A 19,958-nucleotide genomic window follows, 5' to 3' on the forward strand; every position below is an offset into this window, starting at 1 on the left:
ATCGCTGCGTCGGCGAAGATTTGGACGGCGTCGGGATTGCGGACCAGAGACATGCGTATCCCCTTTCGTGAGGATTCGGTGATTTCCCCACCCAGGCGGATCGGGGCAGGTGGCTAGGACGCGGTCAGACCGCGAGCGTGCGAGCGAGCGCCCGCACCGTGAATGAGCACATGACGCCCTTGGTGTGGGCGTCGATGTCCTCGACGAGGCCGGTCGGATCGGTGATCGAGCCGATACCCGGAATGCGGTGCGCCAGTAGCACACCGAGACAGACACCGGCGATGCGGCGCGACCGGTCTCGCCCGGCCGCCCAGACGGTGACCCGCAGAGTCGGCGAGGTGCTCACCGGCCACACCACCGGTCCGGAGTCGTCGAAAACGACAACGACCGGCGCGGCTACGGGTGTCCAGTCCGGCGGTAGGACCATGGCGAAGGTCGGCGGCGGTGGCGCGAGCGCGGGCACCACGGCCGCGAGGTAGTTCTTGGCGATCCGCGCAGGGTCGGCGGGCACACGGAACGGTCTGCCGCTCATAGCTTCCCGCGCATGATGAGCCCGACCGCGGCCGCGGCTTTGGTGAGTGCACCGTGCTTGGCTTGCCGGTACGCGGGCACGCTGACAGATGCTGCCTGCCGGTCGGTGGTGTACAGGTGCACCCGTGCGCCCTTGCCGGCTTGCGCCGCGAGACGGCGTGCCAGTGCGGCCACGTCCTCGCCGAACGCGGTACGCAGCAAGCGACCAACCTCGCCGTGGTTGAGGGTCACAGTGACGCGGACCATGGCTAGCCCTCCCCGCTGCTGCACAACACGACGGTTCCGGTAGCGCCGGTGTAGGGCGAGACCCACGCTTCGACCTGCACGCGGCACCGGCGCGAGCGCACGGTGACCTCGTCGCGGTTGGTGATGTCCAGGGCCGCACGGTGGTAGATCGTGAAGTCGACGCGGTCGCCGTCGCGGCCTCGCTCGACGTATTCGGCGGTGGCGCCGGGCGCGACCGCGAACACCTCGAGCGCGGTGTCGACCCATCCGATCGGGTTGTTGTCGCTGTCGCGGCCGCCGCCGCGGTGGCGGGTGACGAATTCGGTCACGACGGTGTCGGGATGGTGTCGACGGTGAACGCTTTCTGTCCGCCGCCGAGCGGGCCGAGGCCGGCCAACTCGTCGCGATCCTCGTCGGTGAGGTACAGCGCGCCCAAGTCCTCGCCGCCGTAGGTGTTGGCCATCGAGAACGGTCCTGTGCCTTGGGTTTTCGACCGCGTCCCTTCCGGGTTGCGCAGGTGGCGCAAGACCACGCGGCACACCACTTTGACTACGCGCTTCTTCGGGATGGCGCGCAGGTTCGGCGGTGTCGGCGGGGTGTCGTAGTCGTCGATGCGCCGCTGTATGTCGGGGAACTCGGAAACGACCGAGTCCTCGACATCACCGATCAGCGTGCCGAGCTGTTGGTCGGTGACCTCAGCGGGAAACGGGTCGGGGCCGACCCAGCGGTCCCGCACATCGTGCGCTGTTGCCCATGCCATGGGTCGGCCCGCCCGCTACGCGTACAGTCCGCGCAGGACGCCGTGCGCGGCCTGGTTGCCCCACTTGAGCCCGATTTCGCCGTAGAGCTGTGTCTTGTCCGACGCGCCGGTCTTGGCGAGCTGTTCCTCGAACAGCACACCCTTGCCAGGGATGTTCAGGAATACCGGGTCGACCTGCTCGAGCGACGCCACGGCGACCGCGTCGGCGGGCAGCACCCGGTCGACCACGATATTGAGCTCACCGAAATCGGTGATGATCGTCTGCATGTCGACGCCGCCGACGTTGCGGGTTCCGCCCATGATTCCCGCGGTCGAACTGTAGGCGGTCGCGTACGCCTTGGAGATGGCGCGCTTCTGCCCCGACGGCACGAACAGAGTCGCGGTGCCCTGCTCGGTGATACCGCCGTTGTCGAACACGCTCTGTAGAAGCTGCCCGATCAGATCGGGGGTGACGACCTGGGCGGCCTTGGCCTCGTAGAAGTCGATGCCGGTCGCGGTGCCGATGGTGATCGGCGCACCGCCCTTGGTGACGGAGACCTTGAAACTCGCGGTCGTCGAGTTGGCCACCACCCAATAAGCACGGTGCGGCACGATCGCGGTCGCCGCACCGACCGCGGTGAACACGACTTTGTCGTCGACCACGAGCGAATGCGTCACGGTGACCGTGTCAGTCGCCGAGGTTGCTCCGGTCCGCTTCACCGCGCCCGGCCCACCCGCAACCTGGACGTTGCTGGACATGATCGACAGCAGGCCCGCGGTTTGGCGCGCGACCGTGTTGTCGGTCGGCTTGACCAGGTTTCCGTGCCAGAACGTGTAATTCACGTCGCGCGCAATTTGTTTGAGCGACTGCATGATCTGCCAGGGGTGTTCACTGCCGACCGGGTTCGGCTCACCGGCCGCGGAGGAGAACGGGGCCGAGCTCGGCGTCGCGTACTGCCCGGTCGCGGCCTGCTTGGTGTAGGAGGTCGAGACCGATTCGTGGAAGATCTGGCAAACGTTTTCGACCCGCGCGCGGACGCGTTCCTCACCGTTGGGTGCGTCGGCCCCTTCGAGGCGCGGTCGTGATGCGGCGTCGCGCAGGTCGTAGGTCTGCCACTCGAACGAGGTCGAGTCGACCTGGCCGCCGCCGCCGATTCCGCCGATCGCGGACAACAGCGGGGTGTCGGCCGGGGTAAGCGCGTAGAGCTCGCCGTGAAAGTTCGGCAGGTTGAAAGTTGTGCCGATGCCGGTGATTCCGGACATGTCAGCCTCCTATCAGGATGGTCGTTGCTGCGCTGCGCGCTGCTGCTTGAGCGCGATAGCGCGAGGGAAATCCCGCGCCTTGGTCGCCTCGGCGATCTGCTCATCGAGGTTCGGGTTCGCGGGGGTGCGCCCTTCGCCGGGCACATATGCGCCGGGTTGAGGTGCCGGTGCTGCACTGCCTGACATGAGCTCGGCAATCCGCTCGGCTTGGCGACCGATGGTCTTGTCGTCGGCACCGGTGAGGAAAAGCTCGGCGTCCTCGTCGGAAATCGAGTGTTTGGCAGCGACTTTGAAGCGTCGCGCTTCGACCTTGGCGTCGGCGGCGTCCTTTTCGGCCGCGGCGAGGCGGTCGGCTTGCTTCTCGGCTTCGGTTTTCTGCGCGTCCTCGAACGCTTTTACCTTGGCCTCGGCCGCTCGCTGCGCCTTCTCAGCGTCCTTACGCGCTTGGCGTTCGGCGTCGAGTGCCTTTTTCCCGCCGTCGCCCAGGCCCTCATCGGTGGACGGGGTCGGCGGCGAGTCCGTATCGGCCGGTGCGGGTGCCGGGTCGGCGGGCGGTTGTGGGTCGGCGGCCGGAGGATCGCCCTCGGTGGATGCGCCGCGTACCGGCCAGATCGGTGCGCCGTTGCGGCGCAACCCGATTGCGGTACCGAAAGTGGGATGGACAGGCAGAGTCGAGTCGTTCATTGGTGGTGCTCCTCCATCGCGGAGAACTCCGGCCGGCCTCGCGCCGGTCGGGACGAATACCGCCCGTTTGTCCGCCGGGGGTGGGCGTGTACCTGCGCTAGCTGCGCGCGGATTCGGTGGCGTCGCGGCCGGATTGCCAGCCCGAGAGCCACATGCGCGCCAGGCGCGCCGCTTTGCTGTCGAGGTCGGCGGCGAGTGCCGGGTTCGGGTGTCCCGCATGGGGGTTGGCGGGGATGTACGGGTTCGGCACCGACGGTTCGCCGCGGTCGTAGGCGGCGCGTCCGGCGGTGTAGGCGTCGCGGTAGTCGCTCACTGCAAGTAGTCCCGTCCACGCGATTGGATGCGAGCCAGCTCGACCGGGTCGAGCATCTGCGCTTTCAGCTCGGCGACTGTGATGCGCCCGTGCTCATCCCACCATCCGCGCAGTTCCTCGCTGGCGAGTTTGCGGGCACGGTCCTCGGACATTGACCACAGTTGCCGCGGGTCCACACCGGATTTCTCGCCAGCCTTGGACAGCATGTAGCCGTTGGTCGCGTCCTCGGCCGACAGCCAGGCCCGGTGTGCCTCGTCGCGATGCCACGCCCTCACCTGGTCGTCGAGGCCCTTGCCGTCGTAGCCCCATCCGGCCAGGGTCGAGCGTGCGTTGCGGCGTCGCTGTTCGGGCACCGGCACCCCGTACGCCTGCTCGATGGCGGTCTCGTCGTCGACGCCGTCGAGCATCAGCCGCTCGTACTCGTCGTCTTGGGCTTGGGCTTTCGCTTCGCGCGCCGCGGTGCGCCGGTCGCGTTCGGCCTGTGCGCGCCGGTCGCGACGATTGATCTCGGCCTCGAGGGCGTCGAACTCGTCGTCGAATTCCTCGGCCTCGATCTTGGCCGTGAACCGGCTCATCAGGTCGTCGGTGGATTGACCGGCGAACGGTGATCCCTTGCGCGGCCGCGGTGCTGGTGAGTCGGCGACCGCCGACGGGGCGGGCGGGGTAGATGTGTCGGGTCGCGGCGTCTCGGCGATCGTGGGGACCGGAGCAGGCACGGGTCGCTGTGTCGCGGCGCGGTTCTCGGCGAGGGTCACGCGCATGTGCGCGAGAACGGCTTTCGTGTCGATTGCGCCGTAGCGGCCGATTCCTGGGGTCTCTCGGGTGGCCTTGATGTAGGCGTCTTCCCACTCCTGCACGTAGGCCGGTGGGGTGTAGACCTGGCCGGGCCGCACCTCTTTGGCCTGGCAGTGACAACGGTCGTGATAGCGCTCGCCGCGGCGGCGGCTACCGCGGGTCCGGCCGTACTTGCCGCGCCCGACCACGCGCAGCGCAGCGGCTTTGGACGCGTACAAATCCGAGCGGGTGGCCAGCATGGCGCAGAACGCGCACGCGCCGGGCCGCGCGACGCGTGCCCAGGTCGAGCCTGGTTCGGTCTCGGCGTTGCCGATGATGGTGTCGCGGTTGGCGTTCCAGATCTGGCGTTGGGCGATGCCGGCGAGCCGGTCGAGTGCTGCCTCGCCGGTCGCGCCGAGCGCCCACTCGGCCGACTTCGTCAGCCCGCCCGGCTCGGGCAGGAACGAGGTTGGTTGATATGTGGCCTGCGGCGGGGCCGACTCGGCGTACCACTCGGCACCGAGTTCGGCCGCGGCCACCGTGTACGGCTCGAGCAGTTCCGGGAATGCTTGAACGACGATGTCGCGGAACTGCTCATTGCTGGCGAGCGAGATTTCTTGCCACAGCGCCGTAATGTCCTGTGTTGCAAGCATGTTCAGCTGGTCGAGCAGCTGTTGCCGCTCGATGACGGGCGTCACCGCCGAGGCTGCCCGTTCTCGGATGTCGGTGTCTCGGCCGGTGTCTCCGGTGGCTGCTGCTGCGCGGCGGTGAGCCGTTGAGTCAACGCGCCTACCGCTGACCGTCGCTTGTCGGCCATCGCCCGTTCGATCGTTGTCTCGTCCCAGCCGAGTTGTTCGAGCGCTACTCGCGATTCGGCCAGCCACGGGAACGCGGTCACGGTCTTTTGCACGGCGTCGGCGGCCGAGCTGCGCGACGGGGTTGCCGGGTCGCGCCAGTTCACGCGCAGCCGCGCCCATTCGGGGGGCATCTCGGTTCGTTTGGCGCGCAGCATGAGACCCGTGCGCACGGCGTTGGTCCAGGCCATGCCGAACACGTCGCAGGCGTATTCGGCTTCGGTGATCAGTTCCTCTTTCGCGGCGTAGATCGCTTCGGCTGAGGAGGGGTTGTCCTGCACGACGCCGAGCGCCCCGACGGGCAGGTTGGTCGCGCCAGCGAATCGTGTTGCGACGCTGCGCATGTGTTCGATGTGGGGTTGCATCGTCATCTGTGGGAAGGTGCCGACCTCGGGCACGTTGCCGTCCTCATCGCGTCCGATCGCCAGCATCCGTCCGAGAATCGCCTCCCACCCGGTACGTACGCGGCCCTTGGCGTCGACGAAAGCGTCGGGGTCTGCGCCAAGCATGTAGCGCTGTGGGGAGCTGTAGAACTCCGCCGATACCTCGGTGCGCAGGACGGTCCGCACGGCTTCGTCGGTAATCGACATGACCGCGCGGGAGATGCGCGAGGCACCGAACGGCCGGTCGAGGCGCGGGCGGAACACCAGCAGTTCGACCGGGACGCGCCCGAGCGTGTGCTTACGCACGTCGATCGCCCATTTGCCGGTGCTGTTGCGGTTCATGATCACCACCCGATCGGGCAGATACATCACCAATTCGGTAATGCGGTGGTCATGCGGCCATGCCTCGTCGTAGGCGACGATCGACAACGCCGCGGACAGTTGCCGCCGCCGCGGATCCCAGATTCCAGTGCCCGACAACGCCGATCGCGCCGTCATCAACACATCCGGTTCACCCGAAGCCACGTCGCCGAGGGTGGTTGCGATGAACGCGCACGAATGAATCAGCGCCGAGGTATGTGCCTGCGGTGCATCGACGTTCATGCGGTTGGCGGTCCACATATCGGTAATGCCGAGGCTGTCCGCGTCCCCACCGGGAAGCACGAACCCGTCGTGCCGGATCCGGCGGGCGAGAGAGTCGACCGCCTTCTCGGGCCACCCGACGACGGTCTCAACGGTCTTGAGCTGCGGCGGGATCGAGATACCGAAGTCTTTGAGCACGTTTTTGTGGTCGTAGTAGCGGGCGCGCAGGTGGTTGCGCGGCCACTTGTGGCGGAACTGGCGAATCAGGCGGTCGAGGGTGTTCTGGTCGGTGTGATCCAGGCCGGTGACCTGCGGGATTTCTGCCAGGGCAACGAGATCGGTCACATGATCACCACCTTTCCGCTACCGCCGGCGCGGACCTTGCCGGAGTTGAGAACGATGCGGCGCCCGAGCAGCGCGCCGACCATGCAGACCGCGAGGTCGACCTTGCTTTTCGAGTCGCGCGACTGTTTGCCGAGGCTGGTGCCCCACTGGTTCGGCCGCCGTTTGGCGTGGTGGACGTGCGAGCGCAACGTCGCGTCACCGTCGTGGGTGAGCGCCTGGTCATCGTCGATCGCGGTCACGACGAGTTCGGCCATCTCGGTAAACGCCTTGTTCCGTTCCGCGCCGCCGCGCTGGGACAGACGCATGTCGAACTTGACCGAATGTCCCTGCGCCCCAGGGGTAGCCCAGACCGCGAGCCTGCGCCCGAAATCGCGATGCCACGCGTCGATCAGTGGCAGCCAGTACGACGACTCGGACTCGTCCTCACGCGCCGGCGAGGGATCCACACCGAACCAGAAAACCCGGTACCGGGTTTCTGCAGCGCGCACCGCGGCGTCGACTTCGTGACGCGGTACCAGCCAATTCTTTCCGCGCTCACCGTGCGGTCGCTGCCACACACCGAGTGTCATCACATGCCCGTCGGACAGCCGGACCGCTACCAGCCCGGTCGCGTCCTCGGATTTCGAGCAGTCCAAGAACATCGCGATCCGCTCCCCGTCGGCGACCACGACCTCGGGCCGGGCAAGCGCGTCGAAGCGGCGGGGGTCGACCCAGGCATCCTCGGCGGCCGCCAACCCGTTGAGGTAGTAGCGGATCGCGTCGGCCTCGGTGGTGCGGGTGTCGACTTGGATGTCGTCGGCCAACCGCTCGAGATCGGCCCACGGCGCATCCTGGTACGCCTGCTCGAGCGCGCGCATGAGCTGGACGTAATCGGCGAGATCGGTTGCCGGGTCGGCCTCGATGCTGTCGTACAGAATGTCGAGCTTGCGCACGCGGCCCGACACCTGGTTCTGCCACGCCTCATACGAGCGCTCGGCCTCGGAATCCATCCCTTCGCGGTGCGCGTTGGTGTACTCACACACCCGCGCCTGCAACGCTTTCGGTGACTTCGCAACGTTGCGGCGCGCCACCGCGGCGACTTTGTGCCCGCCTGATGACGCGGTCATGTGGTGGGTTTCGTTGAGCGCGATGAACGTCGCCGGGTCACCCTCGGACGACATTTCCGACGCCGTCAAAACCTCGGTACGCCCGCCGTCGCGCAGGATGGTCCGCGTCTCACCGCAATCGATGCCGTAGTAATCGCGGGCCTCGCTGCCGAACATCGCGTTCGCGATCCTGAGCATGTCTTTGCTCTGCGCTTCGCTGTTGCTGGCGATCTGTACCAGCGGCAACATGTGGCGCTGGCCGTTCCACCCGCCGGCCTCGGGATCCCACACCAGCTGCGTACGCCCGACGAGCTCGAGATCGCACATCGCCGCGCCGAACGGATCTTTGCCGGTTCCCTTTGCGCCCCTCTTCACCCCGGAGCGGTATCGCCACCGGCCGCGCTCGTTGTAGGCGTACCAGAGGATCAGAAACCGTTTCTGTCCATCGGTGAATCGCCACGGCTCGCCGGTGAGGTAGTCGGTCAATCCTGGTTCGTCGGTGCGCCATTCGGCCCAGTCGATCAGCGATGGACCCAGTGACGACGCGATCAGCGCAGCTTTCTCGTCCGGGTCGCTCGGCCAGGGGATCGTGAGCCAGGCGCCGGTGATCGGGTCGAGTCGGTAGCCCGGCGGTAGTTCAGAGGGCTCGGTAATCGGCAATGCTAGTTACCTGCGCGTCCCGGTCGTTGCGCGGTGCTTCGGTGACTTCCCACTGCAACCGGCGCATAGACATCGGCGAGAGGCCGAGCCGGTCCTCGAGCTGGCGGGCCTCGGCCAGGATCGAGGCCGGTGCTTTCGGGCTATCGCAGCGGGCGAGTACCTGTGCGTAGCGAGCGACTACGCGCGTCCAGCCGAGGGACTCCCACGCGACCGCTTGCGGTGTCGCCCATAGCGATTCCCAGATCTCGCGTTGCGCGGCGGTCGAGCGTCCGGTCGGCCACTTCGGCGCGGGGCCGCTGCGTCCCTCGGTGGGAAGCGAGCGCCATTCCGGCCCGGCGTTGCGGCGGCGAGGGTTGCGTTTCGGAGCTGGTCCGGGCATCTGCTCACCCCCTACTCAGACGCCGGCAGAACCTCGGAATTCGTACAAACTGGCAGGCCCTATGCCATCCGCCCGCGCTGCGACCGGGGGGAGGGGGCTACCGCCCCGGTCTGTCTGAGCCCTGGGTGCGGCTTGATCGCTCGCTTCCGGCTGTACCGAGCTCGGCCCGTCGCCGCCTCGTCGGCGGTCTTGATCTGGTGGCATTGTTGGCACAGCACCCACAGATTCGCGTCGTCGTCGTTGCCCCCTGCGGCAACGTTTTCGACGTGGTCGACCTCGTAACCATGGTCGCCGCACTTCTGGCACGTCCAGCGATCCCGTTGTCGGATCCGCTCGGCTTGCGGTTGCGCGACGCCTCGGTATCGACCAGGCTCTCGAGACCAAGCCATTAGGAGACGAGCCCGGCTAGAACGCGGCCTTGACGAATGCGCCGATGATCTTCGCGAGACCGGTAGCGACCTCGACCCAATCGACAGCGGACAGGACAGCAGACAAGGTGGACAGCACAGCAGTACTCCTGACATCAGAGATGGTTGATCGGGGCTCGATCGTGGCGGTGGCCGGACTCGAACCGGCGACCTCTGGCCCATGAGGCCAGCGCGCTACCGCTGCGCTACACCGCGTCGTTGATGCTGGCTACTCGGCCAGACGTTGAGTAGCGATCTTGGCGTAGGCGGGGGCCGCTTCGATACCGAGGAATCGACGGCCTTCGGCGAGTGCGGCGACACCGGTGGTGCCCGATCCGGCGAACGGATCCAGAATGCGCCCATCCTGGCGCACGGTACGGACCAGGTATCGCATGAGGTCTACGGGTTTGGCGGTGATGTGGTGACGGTTTCTGCCTCTGGCGCTGGCGACGGTGTATACGCCGGGCAGGCACGGTGGTTGGTGATCGCGGTCGATGATCCCGTTCGATGCCCACAGGATGTATTCGCAATCGTTGCGGAACCCTGGCTGTGGGCGTGCGGATGTCTTGGCCCACACCACGATTCCGCGCCAGCGCCATCCGGCGGCCTGCACAGCGTCGGTCAATGCCGGTAGTTGCCGCCAGTCCGTAAACACCAGTGCTTGCCCGCCGGGGCGTACCAGGCGCAGGGCCTCGGTCAACCACAAGGTGCACCACAACGTGAAACTGCGCTGATCACGCTGATCGCCACCGAAGTCCGGCAATGTCTGCCGCGCCGACGACGCGGAGTCGGTGTACTTCTGGTGGGCGGTGCGTGCGACGCGGTCTGAGCTGTACGTACCGCCAGTGCAGTAGGGCGGGTCGGTGATCAGAGCATCGAACGATGCGGTCGGAAGTTCGCGCATGGTGGCGAGGGCTTCGCCGCGGATGATTTCGGCGTCGCCGGTGGTGAGATCGGATAGGTCGGTGGGTTCGTCCATGGGTGCGGCCTCCCTGCCGTGCAGGGCCGGTCGGCCCTCATTCGGGCATGAAAAAACCGCCCTGTTCGACATCCGGGGTCGGGTCGTCAGTAGCGGTTTCGAGTGCCACTGTACAGCAAGACCGCAATTTCCTATACAAACAGTAAGCCTTAGCCCTCGCGCCGTGTCAGGGTGAGCACGTCACCGAGCCGGTAGACATGCACCGAATCGGCGTCGATCGGGTGGTCGGTGATCCGGACGCCGTGGGCGTCGCTGTGCTGCCATGCGCGCGGCTCGATCCGGCGCTCCCGCGCCCACCTGTACAGCGTGGATTTCGGCACGGCAGCACCGATGCTCTCGGTCACTCGGACCAGGTCGCCAAGGCTGTACAGCAGATCCTCGGCCGCTGCGCGCACGGCGTCGAGGAGCTCGGCGATGTCGTGTTGGGTTCGGCACCGGCCACAACGCACCCAGGACGCGCCGAGTTGGGCGCGCAGTTCCCATCGGCATTCGATCCCCTCCGCGACCTGGGCCGGGCATGGGCCGAGGTAGCGGCGTTCGACAGGTCGGTCGACGATGGACCGGATTTCGGCGAGTGCGCCGGATACCTCGACGAGCAGCTCGTGCGCGGCCTCGTGCGCGCGTAGTTGGCGGCGGTGCTGGGCGAGCCACACCGCGGCTTGCTCGAGTTGGCTCGGCGGGGTGATCGGCAGCGTGCCGGGGTCGCGGCTGGTGTCGCCTCGGTGTTGGCGCGCCAGCTCGACGAGTGCCGGGCCGTCGATATACGGGGTGACGCGCAGATCCTCGGCGAGGGCGCGTGTCCAGCCGTTCACGGTGATTTCCAGTCGTGACACGGCGCGGTCGCCTTGCATAGTCGCGCGATAGTTGGTGGCTCGGATCGGTAGCGGTGTTTCGGCCGATCGCCCGCCGGCCGAATGCGGCCCGAGCCGTCCGAGTCCGGCGCGCGTGATCGCCAGTTCGGCGAGCAGGCTCGGAGCTTCGCGCAGGTCGGTGACGACGCTGTCGGCGCAGGTCTGGCACAACGGTAGGCCGTCGCCGACCGGCCGCTCGCACTCGGCGCACGGTGTTTCCGTCATCGGCGCACCGCCGCGACGGCAGCGCAGATTGCGGCGAGCAGCAAGCCGAGCAGCATCGCTCCGGGCTCTGCCTGGGCTGCCGTGGCCGATTCGATCCGCGCGGGTGGCTCGGGTAGAGGCACAGGGCGCGGTCGCGTGGGCCAGGGCTTGCCGGGCTCGCCGAGTACGTCGCGCTCGTAGGCGAGATACCAAGGTTCATGGGCGGGCATTCATGCCTCCTCGGGTCGGACGCCGGTCAGGATCGCGACGAGGTCGCGAACGGTCATCAGGACGATTTGTGCGCCGGGGTCGGCGATTCCGCGCCGCTTGGCGACGACGAATGACGCGAGCGCGTCGTCGTTGCCGCGCTCGAGCTCGGCCTCGTCGAGCCAGGGGCCGGGCTTGAGCTGGCCGCCGTAGTCTTTGCATTCGCCGACGAGGCGCCCGCCGTGGACACGTATTCCGGAGAGATCGCCGCGATCCTTGGCACCGTTGCGGGCGCGTCGCTCGATGCGGTCGTCGACGTGCTGTGCGAGGTAGACGGCGGTCGCGGTTTCGTGGCGGGTGCCGGCGACCTTGGCGCTCTTGCGTGTTCGGGTCATCGGGTGGCCTTGTCGGTGATGAGGCGCTCGGCGGCGAGGGTGCGACGAGTGTGCAAGATGCGCGTTTGGACCCAGCTACCTGCGGCGGTGCACCGTACGCACGGCTCGCCGACTTTCGCTGGGCAGTCGGGGCACTCAGTGCGAGCAATGGCGAATGTGCGTAACGCTTGGTTGTTCTGGCTGAGCTGCACGCGCGGTCCGTGCAGTGCGATCACGTCGGCGTCAGGCATTCAGACCGCCTTTCGGTCGGCGAGGTCGCGAACGAGGCGCATGACCTCGGCGCGACGCGCGGATGTGGAGGGCAGTGCGGGAAGCGCTGCGAGATGGGCTTTTTCGCGCTCGGCGCGGTCGCGTCGAAGCTCGCGGGCGTGGTGGATGAGGTGTTTGGGCATGGCACGGTCTGCGGATTCGCAGTAGTGCCGGGTGACGGCGTCGAGCAGGTCGGCGAGCGTGAGGTTGTAGCGGGTGAACGCTTCGGCCCATCCGACGGCCAGCGCGGTGTCCGGGCGGCTGAATACGGGGTCGTAGCACGCGCATTTCGCGAGAACCTGGGCGGCTTCGGCGGGTGTGGTCATGCCTGGATCGCTTTCTGCTCGAGCGGGTTCGGGTCGATTGCTTCCATACCGGGCGGGCCGTGGTCGAGGCCCTCGGCGAGATCGAGCCAACCGCGGGCCTTGGTGGTCGCGGCACCGTCACCGGTCGGTGTAGTGGGCCGGGATCGGTTACGGACGACTTCGGACACCAGCGAGGGCAGCGTCGCGGGGCCGAGTTTGGGCTTACCGAGCCACAACGTCAGCGCCTCGCGCACATCGGCCTCGGGAGTGCCGGACTTCAACAGCGCACCGGCGCGGATCGCGAGATCGGTTCGGGTGGCGTGCGGGTGCTCGTCCGGGATGGCTTCCCGGACAAGTTTCCAGCCGTGCCCGTCGACGGCGGGACCGCGCGGCGTTTCGTCGTCGTGCGCGGTGCTTACGTGAGATTGCCGCTCTAAGTAAGTAGTTGGTCGGGTCGGGTCGGGACGGGTCGGGTCGGGAAGAACGGACTCCGGGTGTGACCCCGGCGGGACGGACGGTGTTGTCCCGCCGGGACGTTCGCCGGACGCGACCGGGCGAGACTTTCCCGTCTTCGCCTCGCGCCATCGCCGCTTGCGTTCGGCCTCTTTTTCCCGTGCCTCCAGTACCTGTGCGCGGGTGGGTTGATCCGGTGCCCAGCAGGCGAATTGCCAGCCGCCCTCGACGGTGTGCCACAGCCCCGCTTTCACCAGGTGCTCGGCAATCGCTTTGCTCGCGCCGAGTTCGTCGAGCAGATAGACGGGTACGAAGCCGTCGGTGAGTTCTTTCGAGCACCACGTGCCCGCCAGTGTCCACAGGCCGACGGCCGTAACGCGGTAGCGCCGCGGAATCCGCACAACCGCGGCGCTGTTGGCGAATCCGTCATCGACCTTGAACCACGGCATCAGTCCTCCGGTGTCGTATCTACGGGCTCGTCGTCGAGAAGCTCGCCGGTTTTGGGGTCTATGCGCTTGAACGCGACCGTCAGCTCGTCCTCGAGGTCGAGCGGCAGGACTATCAGACCGGAGCGGCGTTCCAGCGCGCGGCGTACGAGGCGCTCGGCCTCGGGCAGGTCGGCGCGGTCGACGACCTCGATTCGCCGGATTCGCACGGTAGGAACGGTGGCGCCGGTATCGAAATCGGTAGTGACTCCCTTGCAGTCGACGACAGCGATCACGACGTGTTGGCGGTGCGGGAACTCGATCAAGTCTCGGGCGATCGGTCCGAGTCCATCGGCGTCACCTTTGGGCAGGTTTGCAGAAAGCTTCGGCATGTTCACTCTCCTTGTGCGGGTGCGGGATTGGGTTCGTCGACGGGCCGCTCGAGATAGTCGATAAGACCCGCGGCTTCGGTCTTGGTCAGCTCTTTCGAGCTGGTGAACTCGCGCGCGAACTGCTCGCCGAGGTAGGCGAGTTTGTCGTCGCGGACCTTGACGCCGAGCCCGTCGAGCAGGATCGCGAGCTTCTGCTGCTGCGCGGTCGTGCTCATCGGCTCGGCCGAGGTGGGCTCGTCACCGGGGAGCGCAGGCGCGTCGGCGGGCACCGTTTCTCCAGCGGGGGCTGCTGCTGCCGCCGGGGGCTGCTCGGTCGGGGGCTGCTCGGCGGGTGCTCGGCGGGTGCGGCGCTTGCGCGCCACGGTGCCGGGCTCGACGGGGTCCTCGTCGACGTCGACGCGCTCGGCCGCGACTCGCACCGATGACACCGGCGCGGGCTCGTCCATGAGGTCCTCGGCCACGGCCGCGCCTGAGAGCACCTCGGGAAACACGCGCTTGCACAGACGCGAGGTCGCGCGGGCGACTAGCTTGTCCTCGGGGTATCCGCCGAGGTCGATCTTGGCGGCCTTGGCCTGCGCCGCGGTGAACTGTGCGCGCTGCCATTCCTCGGCGCCGGCGCGGCGGCCCTCGATCACGGCGCGGGTGTCGCTCGCCTCGACGATGCGCAGCTCGTGCCCGGCCTGAATGATCCTGCGGCGCATGAATTCGGCGTAGAACCCGATACGGCCGTGCACGGAGAAAATGTTTCCGAGTGCGTCGAGCGGGTCGATATCGAGTTCGTAGCCCTTCATCATCGCGGCGGCGACCTGCGCGGGTTTGCCCTTCATCGTGGTCGGCACGAAATCAGTTCCGGCGAGCACCTCGGCGGCCTTGGCCGTCTCGAAGAACAATTCGAGCCATTCCCGCGACCGTTCGCCGCGGCTCTGCGTGGTGGTCTCGGCAAGCTGAATCGCGGTTGTCTCGCCGAACCGGTAGGGCTGAATCTGGTTCATTTGCTGGGCCTTTCGTAGATGACGCGGGCGGTGTCGCCGTCCGGGTCGGGTGGGGTGAGTTCCTCGCCGATGAGGCCGCGCGACTCGTCGTCGAACCGGGCGACCTGCTGCACGTAGCGAAAATCGGTGAGCTGCTGCTCGCCCGCCTCGACGGGCACGAGCGAGTAGCCATCGGCGCGCACGTGCACGACGCCGGTTCGTTCGACCTCGGGCACCGGCTGGTCGGTGCCATCGGCGGCGAGGTGGATGTCGGCGTGCCGGTAGGCGGCGAGCTGTAGGGCGGTCTCACCGAACACACCCGATCGGGTCGTCTTGATGTCGAGCAGCCAGCGCACGACCCGTCCGTCAAGCATGGTCAGGTCGGCGATGAGGTCGCAGGTTCCGGCGTAGCCGTACCGGTATGAGGCGACGACGAACTCGACGAGCACCGGCTCGACGTCCCAGTCGTCGAGGAACTTCACGTACGCCTCGACGTGTCCGCGCAGTTCCTCGGGCACAGTGACCCGCTCGCCCTTCACGAGCTGCTCGGCGAGCCCGTGCACCTCGGTGCCTCGGCGGGCGGCGGCGTCGCGGTCCTCGTACCGGGCCTTCTTGAGTCGGTCGAGGCGGGTTGCGACGGGCAGCTCGGCGAGTTCGTCCCAGCCGTTCACCGCGGCGTCGGCGGTCGCGTTCGCTGCCCAGTTGATGAGCGCCTTTTTCGGCAGACCGTTGCCGAGGATCGTTGTCACGCCGGGCATCCGGGTGCCGTTGCCGTCGACGTAGTAGTGATTGCGTCCGGCTTGCTTGCGCCGGATCGGCGGCATGAAGGCGCTCACAGGGCCACCCGCGCTTCCGCGGTCTGAACCCAGGTGGTGAGTGCCTCGCGGGCCAGCTCGTCGTGATCGGTGTATCGCGCCATCACCACACCCCGGCCCATGCATCGGTCGCGCGGTCGCGCGCACGGTCCCATTCAGCGGTGCCGTCGTTGTCGTCAACCTCGCCGGTACCCCAACACGTCGGGCAGTCCTCACCCTCGAATCCCCCGACCGCCGCGCCGGTGCCGTCGCAGTCCGGGCAAACGGCATAGGCGGCGAACCGCCTACGGCCGATCACAGCGCCTGCCCTTCGGTCACGACCTCGTCGGCGGTCCACTGGAGCGCGCGAGCTACATCGATGGCGGCAATGACCTTGCGCGGTACCGAGAGTGGCGGCACCAGCCGGAACGTTTCGACCCGCATCGTGTCTGGGTCGTCTGGGTTGTGGCCGATCACGACAACGACCGCGCCATAACGCAGCGCGTCGGCGAGATCCGGCGGCAGCTCGGACAGGTCGGTGTGCCGAACGCTGGCGTTCATGCCGCGCTCGTAGCCAGGTAGCGCGTGATCCGGCGGGCGTCGGCCGTGAGATTGCCGGTCAGCACGCCGCGTTCGGCGAGAGTCGCGTGTGCCTCGTCCCACTCCGCGCGGGAGTCGGTGAACTCAGCCGCGCCCAGGTCGCGACGTTCACGACGGCGACGCTCGCCATCACCGATGATGCGCTCAGCCTCACGGGCACAGGTGAAACCCAACGCTCGCATGATCATGTCGGCCTCGACCTCGGGCACGGGCGTGCCGTCGGCATAGCGGCACAGGATAGGTTTCATGCCGCACCCGCACGACGGTTGGCCCGGCGGCGGCTGGTCGGGGTGAGACCGGACGGGTCCGGCTTCACCACGATGGCCGGTACGGCCATGCTTTCGATCGAGACTCTGATGTCGTCGGCCGACATGGTCCAGTTGCGCCCGCTCTTGCGGCCGGGTAATCGCCTGGCGCGCAGACGTTTCAGCAACCAGTCCTCGGTGACCCGGAGCCGCTCGGCGGCCTCGGAGACGGTGTAGAGACGCAACTCGTCGATCGGAGTCATGCCGCACCTCCGACTGCGCGGGTCACGCCCTCGTAGTGGCGGTTCCACACCTGGTCGAACAGCGGCCGGTCATTTTGGGTGTAGGCGAATACCTCGCGCACCGTGCCGTTGGGCAACTCCTGGTAGAACTTCTGCGGTGCCTGCCCGTGTTCGGAGACGTAGAGGCCCTTGAGCCGGCGCCCGAAGCCGGATGCCTTGGCCGCGATCATGTCCGAGGCCAGGCCCTTGGCCTTCAGGTAGTCGCTGACGTACAGCGGCACGTTCGCCGGATCGATCTCCGGCTTCTCGCCCATTGCCGAGGCGAGGACGATGCGCGCTTTGGCTTCCAGATGTTTCGCATCGATAATGCCGTCGGCGAGCCGGATGACCTCCATCTGCATGTGGGCACGTCGCGCCAGCTGACCGAGCTGGTCGGTGGTGGCGTTCGGGTTGATCGCGCCGCCAGTGTGGAAGTAGGCGTCCAGGGCGTCGGCGGCCTCGCGCTGGAAGGCTTGCACGGTCGGGCGGGCTTGCTCGGCGACGCGGTTCTCGTCGATCGTGGCCAGCCACATCGTCATCGTGCGGCGGTCGATCATGAACATCTCGTAGTTCTTGCCGTCAGCCCCAGTTGCGGTGTTCATCACCGCAACTGACCACGACTTGGCCTTGAGCTTGCGACGCTGGCTCTCGGTATCGATGCCGAGCGCTTCGCACATCGGCTTGAGCGCGACGAACGCCGTGTCATCGATGAGGGTGGCGACCAGCGACTCGTCGGTGCCGGGAACCCGGATCCGTGCCAATCCGCCGGAGGACGGTGCTGCGTTGTTGCTATGGTCTGGCATGCTTCAGCCCTTTCGGGGTTGAGGTGAAGGGATACCGCGGCGGTCGGGCGTTCTTGGCCGGATGACCGGCCGCCGTGGTGGGGGAAGACGCGTATGGCCGCGTGGCGGTACTTAGTCGGTGCCGTCTTCGTCATCGGTCTCGCTGATGACTTCGAACACCTCGTCGAACCACTCCGACCCGAACACGTCGACGATGCCCGCGATGAATCGGACACCGGGTGCGGCCTTTCCGCGCAGCACGCGGGAGATGGTGGCCGGGTCGATGTGCATGAGCTCGGCGAGCCGACTGTCTTGTTCGATCTTCGCGAGACGACGGATCTTCGCCAATCCCTCGTGCTTCAACGCCAGGCGCGCCACGGGTGCGTTCCCCCTCCGGGGTAGCTCAGTTGTTGCGATCACGCGCCGACTGTATCCATACATGTGAGTGAATTACAAGCATGTGAGTGTAAGCGTGCACGGCGTGTCGCGACATCACTTGCGTTGACGCACTGAGGATTAGGCCGCACGTGAGCCGAACCGCCTGCTAGCTGCGACTTACCGATTAGTAGGGTTATCGCCCGTGATTGCATACATGCAAGTACAGTGACCCGCATGGACAGGAACTGGTGGGCATATGTGGAGCGGATTGCACCGGGACGCAACCTCAAGGAGATTGCTGAGGTAGCTGATCTTGATCCCTCGCAGATATCGCGATGGAAGACAGGCCAGAGCACCCCACGCGCAGAGAATGTGATCCGGTTCGCTCGCGCCTTGGGTGCGAGCCCGGTCGAGGCGCTGGTCGCGGCCGGCTATCTCGAGACCGAAGAGGCCGCGAGCACCGTTACCGTCCGCACCGATGTGCGCGATCTCAGTGTCGAGGAGCTGGTCGAGGGACTCTCCCACCGCATGGATCGGATTCGCCGGACGAACTTCGACATCGCGTGGGTACGCGACCTTGGGAAACTCAACATATTCAAAGATGCTGTAACGCCAGGTAATTTAGATGAGAATGATCATGCAATAGGCGGGACGCACGAGGGTGGGTACGACGAGACCGGCCTCCGGCGACGGATGGCCGAGCAGATCGAGGCGTCAACCTATGGCGATGACGTGGCAGTGCGGTACGAGGAGTCCAACAGGGGGAAGTGATGGCGATACCGGTGGTCAATGGCGATGGCTGCTTGGACTACCGCGATGACCCCTACCCGACTACCTTGCTCGAGCTCTACGACCGATTCGTCGACGGCAGCGTGCATCGCACGGAGCGCGAGCGAATCTTCTCAGCGCTGCGGTTGCAGGCCGAGCTGATGAACGAAGCAGCCGGACAGGCGCCGACCTGGATCGGTGGCGACTTCTTGTCCTTCACCAACGAGCCGCCGCGACACGCGATCACCGTCTATCAATGCCGGGATCTGGACCACATGATGGCGATACTCGACCACGACGGATGGCCGAGTCTGCTTACGTTGCGAGATGGCTTCGTGTCGAGTCCGGCAGCAACGGGCATCATTCGGCTCAAACCTGTCGGTGGGTTGGTGGATGCTTTTCTGGCTACGCCGAAGACGCAGCCGTACTGGCAAGGCATCTGTAGCAGCGGCCGAGATCCGGACGGACAGGTTCTAGTTCCTCGGCGACAAGGGTTTGTGGAGGTGACGGTATGACCCCCGATCCGTGGGCCGAGCTGCGCCGTCTCCGTGATGACATCCTCGCCGAGCTCGGCGACTCGCCCGGAGACCACTACGAACGCGAAGCCATGTTGATGGCATGGGAAAGCCACACCGGCGAGAATGCTTTTCCTCTCATGGACACTCTTCGAGTGGAGATGCGCGGCGAAGACATCATAGGCGCCTACGCCGCCGGAGAAATTCTCAAGCAGTTCCAGAGCGCCACGGCACTGATCGACCGTTATCGGAGAAACCCACGAGCACGCGGCACAGGAATTTCCAGACGAGATCGAGAACGTGCGCAAATCGTGCTCGAAGGCCAGGCAGGAAGCACCATCGTATTTCGGGTACCTGCTGTCGCGCCGGAGATGTACGGACTCGATATCGGCCAATACGCCGGACGTGCGTCCAAAGCGTTGGCAGAGCTCATGGAGACACTCCCCGAAACCGCGGACGAATCCCTGCAAGGGATCCTAGGGGCACCGCCGCTGGTCCGTGAGGCGGTACACAGAATCAGCAGGGCAGCGTTGCAAGCCGAAGATGGACTCGGCCTCCAATTCCGGACCGGCGAGAACGAATTAACTTCGGTCTTGTCGTACGACAAAGCCCAGTTGTTGACCAAATTCCTCAGCGACAAAGAATTCATCGAAGATGAAGAAACTGTCGAGGGATTGCTCGACGGAATGCGCGGCACACGCCGAGTCTTCTACCTTGTCGACGCGGACAGATCCGAGATATCTGGAGCAGTCGAGGCCGACCTCATTCCCCAAGTGCATGAGCTACTCGGCCGCCACGTCATTGCCCGCCTCGCTACCACTCAATGGCACAAACGCCTTGGACGCTACGGCGATAAAACCTATCGACTTCTGTCGGTCGAACCCGCACCCGAGCAAGGAAACTTCGACGACGAATGGCGTTGAGAGACTCGCATTGGTCG

General features: G+C 66.5%; 31 protein-coding genes and 1 tRNA gene. 3 read left to right on the forward strand and 29 right to left on the reverse strand.

Translation table 11 applies throughout. The annotated features are described in order from the left end of the window. Positions 1–124: 124 nt before the first annotated feature. The 29 genes from ACQPW1_RS39710 to ACQPW1_RS39850 form a co-directional block, all read right to left on the reverse strand. Positions 125–532 carry a hypothetical protein gene (locus tag ACQPW1_RS39710; protein WP_433658037.1) on the reverse strand — a complete coding sequence of 136 codons (408 nt, stop codon included), beginning with the start codon at positions 530–532 and terminating at the stop codon, positions 125–127. After that, positions 529–777, reverse strand: coding sequence for a hypothetical protein (locus ACQPW1_RS39715; protein WP_433658039.1), 249 nt, complete (start codon positions 775–777; stop codon positions 529–531). The genes ACQPW1_RS39710 and ACQPW1_RS39715 overlap by 4 nt, the downstream gene beginning before the upstream one ends. 2 nt (positions 778–779) lie before the next feature. Further along, positions 780–1,085 carry a hypothetical protein gene (locus ACQPW1_RS39720; protein WP_433658041.1) on the reverse strand — a complete coding sequence of 102 codons (306 nt, stop codon included), beginning with the start codon at positions 1,083–1,085 and terminating at the stop codon, positions 780–782. Next, positions 1,082–1,516, reverse strand: coding sequence for a Gp19/Gp15/Gp42 family protein (locus tag ACQPW1_RS39725; RefSeq protein ID WP_433658043.1), 435 nt, complete (start codon positions 1,514–1,516; stop codon positions 1,082–1,084). The genes ACQPW1_RS39720 and ACQPW1_RS39725 overlap by 4 nt, the downstream gene beginning before the upstream one ends. Before the next feature lie 15 nt (positions 1,517–1,531). Further along, on the reverse strand, positions 1,532–2,758 hold the full coding sequence (locus tag ACQPW1_RS39730) for an SU10 major capsid protein (protein WP_433658045.1): 1,227 nt from the start codon (positions 2,756–2,758) through the stop codon (positions 1,532–1,534). A 12-nt stretch (positions 2,759–2,770) separates the two neighbouring features. After that, positions 2,771–3,442, reverse strand: a complete 672-nt coding sequence (locus ACQPW1_RS39735) for a hypothetical protein (protein WP_433658047.1) — start codon at positions 3,440–3,442, stop codon at positions 2,771–2,773. A gap of 97 nt (positions 3,443–3,539) precedes the next feature. After that, on the reverse strand, positions 3,540–3,755 hold the full coding sequence (locus tag ACQPW1_RS39740; protein ID WP_433658048.1) for a hypothetical protein: 216 nt from the start codon (positions 3,753–3,755) through the stop codon (positions 3,540–3,542). Beyond that, positions 3,752–5,227 (reverse strand): hypothetical protein, encoded by a 1,476-nt coding sequence (locus tag ACQPW1_RS39745; protein WP_433658050.1) that lies wholly within the window; start codon positions 5,225–5,227, stop codon positions 3,752–3,754. The genes ACQPW1_RS39740 and ACQPW1_RS39745 overlap by 4 nt, the downstream gene beginning before the upstream one ends. Continuing rightward, complete coding sequence (locus ACQPW1_RS39750; protein WP_433658052.1) at positions 5,224–6,693, reverse strand: phage portal protein; 1,470 nt, start codon at positions 6,691–6,693, stop codon at positions 5,224–5,226. The genes ACQPW1_RS39745 and ACQPW1_RS39750 overlap by 4 nt, the downstream gene beginning before the upstream one ends. Further along, positions 6,690–8,438, reverse strand: coding sequence for a terminase (locus ACQPW1_RS39755; protein ID WP_433658054.1), 1,749 nt, complete (start codon positions 8,436–8,438; stop codon positions 6,690–6,692). The genes ACQPW1_RS39750 and ACQPW1_RS39755 overlap by 4 nt, the downstream gene beginning before the upstream one ends. Next, the gene (locus tag ACQPW1_RS39760; RefSeq protein ID WP_433658056.1) at positions 8,416–8,817 is read right to left on the reverse strand and encodes a hypothetical protein; all 402 of its coding nucleotides are present in this window, start codon (positions 8,815–8,817) and stop codon (positions 8,416–8,418) included. Before ACQPW1_RS39760 ends, ACQPW1_RS39755 begins: the two co-directional genes overlap by 23 nt. Positions 8,818–8,876: 59 nt before the next feature. Continuing rightward, on the reverse strand, positions 8,877–9,206 hold the full coding sequence (locus ACQPW1_RS39765; protein WP_433658058.1) for an HNH endonuclease: 330 nt from the start codon (positions 9,204–9,206) through the stop codon (positions 8,877–8,879). Between the two features lie 162 nt (positions 9,207–9,368). Further along, a tRNA-Met gene (locus ACQPW1_RS39770) sits at positions 9,369–9,440 on the reverse strand. 13 nt (positions 9,441–9,453) lie between these two features. Further along, entirely contained in the window at positions 9,454–10,203 is a 750-nt protein-coding gene (locus ACQPW1_RS39775; RefSeq protein ID WP_433658059.1) for a DNA-methyltransferase, read from the reverse strand. 149 nt (positions 10,204–10,352) lie between these two features. Then, the gene (locus ACQPW1_RS39780) at positions 10,353–11,279 is read right to left on the reverse strand and encodes a hypothetical protein (RefSeq protein WP_433658061.1); all 927 of its coding nucleotides are present in this window, start codon (positions 11,277–11,279) and stop codon (positions 10,353–10,355) included. Beyond that, positions 11,276–11,488 (reverse strand): hypothetical protein, encoded by a 213-nt coding sequence (locus ACQPW1_RS39785; RefSeq protein WP_433658063.1) that lies wholly within the window; start codon positions 11,486–11,488, stop codon positions 11,276–11,278. The genes ACQPW1_RS39780 and ACQPW1_RS39785 overlap by 4 nt, the downstream gene beginning before the upstream one ends. After that, complete coding sequence (locus tag ACQPW1_RS39790) at positions 11,489–11,860, reverse strand: hypothetical protein (RefSeq protein WP_433658065.1); 372 nt, start codon at positions 11,858–11,860, stop codon at positions 11,489–11,491. It lies immediately after the preceding gene. Continuing rightward, positions 11,857–12,090, reverse strand: coding sequence for a zinc finger domain-containing protein (locus ACQPW1_RS39795; protein WP_433658067.1), 234 nt, complete (start codon positions 12,088–12,090; stop codon positions 11,857–11,859). Before ACQPW1_RS39795 ends, ACQPW1_RS39790 begins: the two co-directional genes overlap by 4 nt. Continuing rightward, positions 12,091–12,435, reverse strand: coding sequence for a hypothetical protein (locus tag ACQPW1_RS39800; protein ID WP_433658068.1), 345 nt, complete (start codon positions 12,433–12,435; stop codon positions 12,091–12,093). Beyond that, positions 12,432–13,316 carry a hypothetical protein gene (locus tag ACQPW1_RS39805; protein ID WP_433658070.1) on the reverse strand — a complete coding sequence of 295 codons (885 nt, stop codon included), beginning with the start codon at positions 13,314–13,316 and terminating at the stop codon, positions 12,432–12,434. The genes ACQPW1_RS39800 and ACQPW1_RS39805 overlap by 4 nt, the downstream gene beginning before the upstream one ends. Next, a complete protein-coding gene (locus ACQPW1_RS39810) occupies positions 13,316–13,684 on the reverse strand; it encodes a hypothetical protein (RefSeq protein ID WP_433658072.1) in 369 nt (122 codons plus the stop codon). The genes ACQPW1_RS39805 and ACQPW1_RS39810 overlap by 1 nt, the downstream gene beginning before the upstream one ends. A gap of 2 nt (positions 13,685–13,686) precedes the next feature. Continuing rightward, positions 13,687–14,676: a hypothetical protein gene (locus tag ACQPW1_RS39815; protein ID WP_433658074.1), complete on the reverse strand. Its 990-nt coding sequence runs from the start codon at positions 14,674–14,676 to the stop codon at positions 13,687–13,689. Next, on the reverse strand, positions 14,673–15,491 hold the full coding sequence (locus ACQPW1_RS39820) for a hypothetical protein (RefSeq protein ID WP_433658076.1): 819 nt from the start codon (positions 15,489–15,491) through the stop codon (positions 14,673–14,675). The genes ACQPW1_RS39815 and ACQPW1_RS39820 overlap by 4 nt, the downstream gene beginning before the upstream one ends. 82 nt (positions 15,492–15,573) lie before the next feature. Beyond that, entirely contained in the window at positions 15,574–15,768 is a 195-nt protein-coding gene (locus ACQPW1_RS39825; RefSeq protein WP_433658077.1) for a hypothetical protein, read from the reverse strand. Beyond that, a complete protein-coding gene (locus ACQPW1_RS39830; protein ID WP_433658079.1) occupies positions 15,765–16,010 on the reverse strand; it encodes a hypothetical protein in 246 nt (81 codons plus the stop codon). The genes ACQPW1_RS39825 and ACQPW1_RS39830 overlap by 4 nt, the downstream gene beginning before the upstream one ends. Then, positions 16,007–16,297, reverse strand: coding sequence for a hypothetical protein (locus ACQPW1_RS39835; protein ID WP_433658081.1), 291 nt, complete (start codon positions 16,295–16,297; stop codon positions 16,007–16,009). Before ACQPW1_RS39835 ends, ACQPW1_RS39830 begins: the two co-directional genes overlap by 4 nt. Continuing rightward, complete coding sequence (locus ACQPW1_RS39840; RefSeq protein WP_433658082.1) at positions 16,294–16,557, reverse strand: helix-turn-helix domain-containing protein; 264 nt, start codon at positions 16,555–16,557, stop codon at positions 16,294–16,296. The genes ACQPW1_RS39835 and ACQPW1_RS39840 overlap by 4 nt, the downstream gene beginning before the upstream one ends. Next, complete coding sequence (locus tag ACQPW1_RS39845) at positions 16,554–17,378, reverse strand: phage antirepressor N-terminal domain-containing protein (protein ID WP_433658083.1); 825 nt, start codon at positions 17,376–17,378, stop codon at positions 16,554–16,556. The genes ACQPW1_RS39840 and ACQPW1_RS39845 overlap by 4 nt, the downstream gene beginning before the upstream one ends. A gap of 111 nt (positions 17,379–17,489) precedes the next feature. After that, positions 17,490–17,777 carry a helix-turn-helix domain-containing protein gene (locus tag ACQPW1_RS39850; protein WP_433658085.1) on the reverse strand — a complete coding sequence of 96 codons (288 nt, stop codon included), beginning with the start codon at positions 17,775–17,777 and terminating at the stop codon, positions 17,490–17,492. A gap of 192 nt (positions 17,778–17,969) precedes the next feature. Between ACQPW1_RS39850 and ACQPW1_RS39855 the strand changes: the two genes are divergently transcribed. Genes ACQPW1_RS39855 through ACQPW1_RS39865 form a run of 3 tightly spaced genes read left to right on the forward strand, consistent with a single transcriptional unit; the run spans position 17,970 to position 19,941 of the window. Next, positions 17,970–18,506 carry a helix-turn-helix domain-containing protein gene (locus ACQPW1_RS39855; protein WP_433658087.1) on the forward strand — a complete coding sequence of 179 codons (537 nt, stop codon included), beginning with the start codon at positions 17,970–17,972 and terminating at the stop codon, positions 18,504–18,506. After that, entirely contained in the window at positions 18,506–19,018 is a 513-nt protein-coding gene (locus ACQPW1_RS39860; RefSeq protein WP_433658088.1) for a hypothetical protein, read from the forward strand. The genes ACQPW1_RS39855 and ACQPW1_RS39860 overlap by 1 nt, the downstream gene beginning before the upstream one ends. Then, a complete protein-coding gene (locus ACQPW1_RS39865; RefSeq protein WP_433658089.1) occupies positions 19,015–19,941 on the forward strand; it encodes a hypothetical protein in 927 nt (308 codons plus the stop codon). The genes ACQPW1_RS39860 and ACQPW1_RS39865 overlap by 4 nt, the downstream gene beginning before the upstream one ends. The last annotated feature ends 17 nt before the right edge of the window (positions 19,942–19,958 follow it).

Source organism: Nocardia sp. CA-128927 (assembly GCF_050955855.1).
Taxonomy (GTDB): domain Bacteria; phylum Actinomycetota; class Actinomycetes; order Mycobacteriales; family Mycobacteriaceae; genus Nocardia.

Coding starts and splice junctions, on each gene's coding strand:
- ACQPW1_RS39710 (WP_433658037.1), bottom strand. CDS start 532: ATGAGCGGCAGACCGTTCCGTGTGCCCGCCGACCCTGCGCGGATCGCC.
- ACQPW1_RS39835 (WP_433658081.1), bottom strand. CDS start 16,297: ATGAAACCTATCCTGTGCCGCTATGCCGACGGCACGCCCGTGCCCGAG.
- ACQPW1_RS39790 (WP_433658065.1), bottom strand. CDS start 11,860: ATGACCCGAACACGCAAGAGCGCCAAGGTCGCCGGCACCCGCCACGAA.
- ACQPW1_RS39845 (WP_433658083.1), bottom strand. CDS start 17,378: ATGCCAGACCATAGCAACAACGCAGCACCGTCCTCCGGCGGATTGGCA.
- ACQPW1_RS39780 (WP_433658061.1), bottom strand. CDS start 11,279: ATGACGGAAACACCGTGCGCCGAGTGCGAGCGGCCGGTCGGCGACGGC.
- ACQPW1_RS39775 (WP_433658059.1), bottom strand. CDS start 10,203: ATGGACGAACCCACCGACCTATCCGATCTCACCACCGGCGACGCCGAA.
- ACQPW1_RS39830 (WP_433658079.1), bottom strand. CDS start 16,010: ATGAACGCCAGCGTTCGGCACACCGACCTGTCCGAGCTGCCGCCGGAT.
- ACQPW1_RS39800 (WP_433658068.1), bottom strand. CDS start 12,435: ATGACCACACCCGCCGAAGCCGCCCAGGTTCTCGCGAAATGCGCGTGC.
- ACQPW1_RS39865 (WP_433658089.1), top strand. CDS start 19,015: ATGACCCCCGATCCGTGGGCCGAGCTGCGCCGTCTCCGTGATGACATC.
- ACQPW1_RS39735 (WP_433658047.1), bottom strand. CDS start 3,442: ATGAACGACTCGACTCTGCCTGTCCATCCCACTTTCGGTACCGCAATC.
- ACQPW1_RS39715 (WP_433658039.1), bottom strand. CDS start 777: ATGGTCCGCGTCACTGTGACCCTCAACCACGGCGAGGTTGGTCGCTTG.
- ACQPW1_RS39810 (WP_433658072.1), bottom strand. CDS start 13,684: ATGCCGAAGCTTTCTGCAAACCTGCCCAAAGGTGACGCCGATGGACTC.
- ACQPW1_RS39765 (WP_433658058.1), bottom strand. CDS start 9,206: ATGGCTTGGTCTCGAGAGCCTGGTCGATACCGAGGCGTCGCGCAACCG.
- ACQPW1_RS39785 (WP_433658063.1), bottom strand. CDS start 11,488: ATGCCCGCCCATGAACCTTGGTATCTCGCCTACGAGCGCGACGTACTC.
- ACQPW1_RS39795 (WP_433658067.1), bottom strand. CDS start 12,090: ATGCCTGACGCCGACGTGATCGCACTGCACGGACCGCGCGTGCAGCTC.
- ACQPW1_RS39840 (WP_433658082.1), bottom strand. CDS start 16,557: ATGACTCCGATCGACGAGTTGCGTCTCTACACCGTCTCCGAGGCCGCC.
- ACQPW1_RS39855 (WP_433658087.1), top strand. CDS start 17,970: ATGGACAGGAACTGGTGGGCATATGTGGAGCGGATTGCACCGGGACGC.
- ACQPW1_RS39725 (WP_433658043.1), bottom strand. CDS start 1,516: ATGGCATGGGCAACAGCGCACGATGTGCGGGACCGCTGGGTCGGCCCC.
- ACQPW1_RS39805 (WP_433658070.1), bottom strand. CDS start 13,316: ATGCCGTGGTTCAAGGTCGATGACGGATTCGCCAACAGCGCCGCGGTT.
- ACQPW1_RS39760 (WP_433658056.1), bottom strand. CDS start 8,817: ATGCCCGGACCAGCTCCGAAACGCAACCCTCGCCGCCGCAACGCCGGG.
- ACQPW1_RS39815 (WP_433658074.1), bottom strand. CDS start 14,676: ATGAACCAGATTCAGCCCTACCGGTTCGGCGAGACAACCGCGATTCAG.
- ACQPW1_RS39730 (WP_433658045.1), bottom strand. CDS start 2,758: ATGTCCGGAATCACCGGCATCGGCACAACTTTCAACCTGCCGAACTTT.
- ACQPW1_RS39860 (WP_433658088.1), top strand. CDS start 18,506: ATGGCGATACCGGTGGTCAATGGCGATGGCTGCTTGGACTACCGCGAT.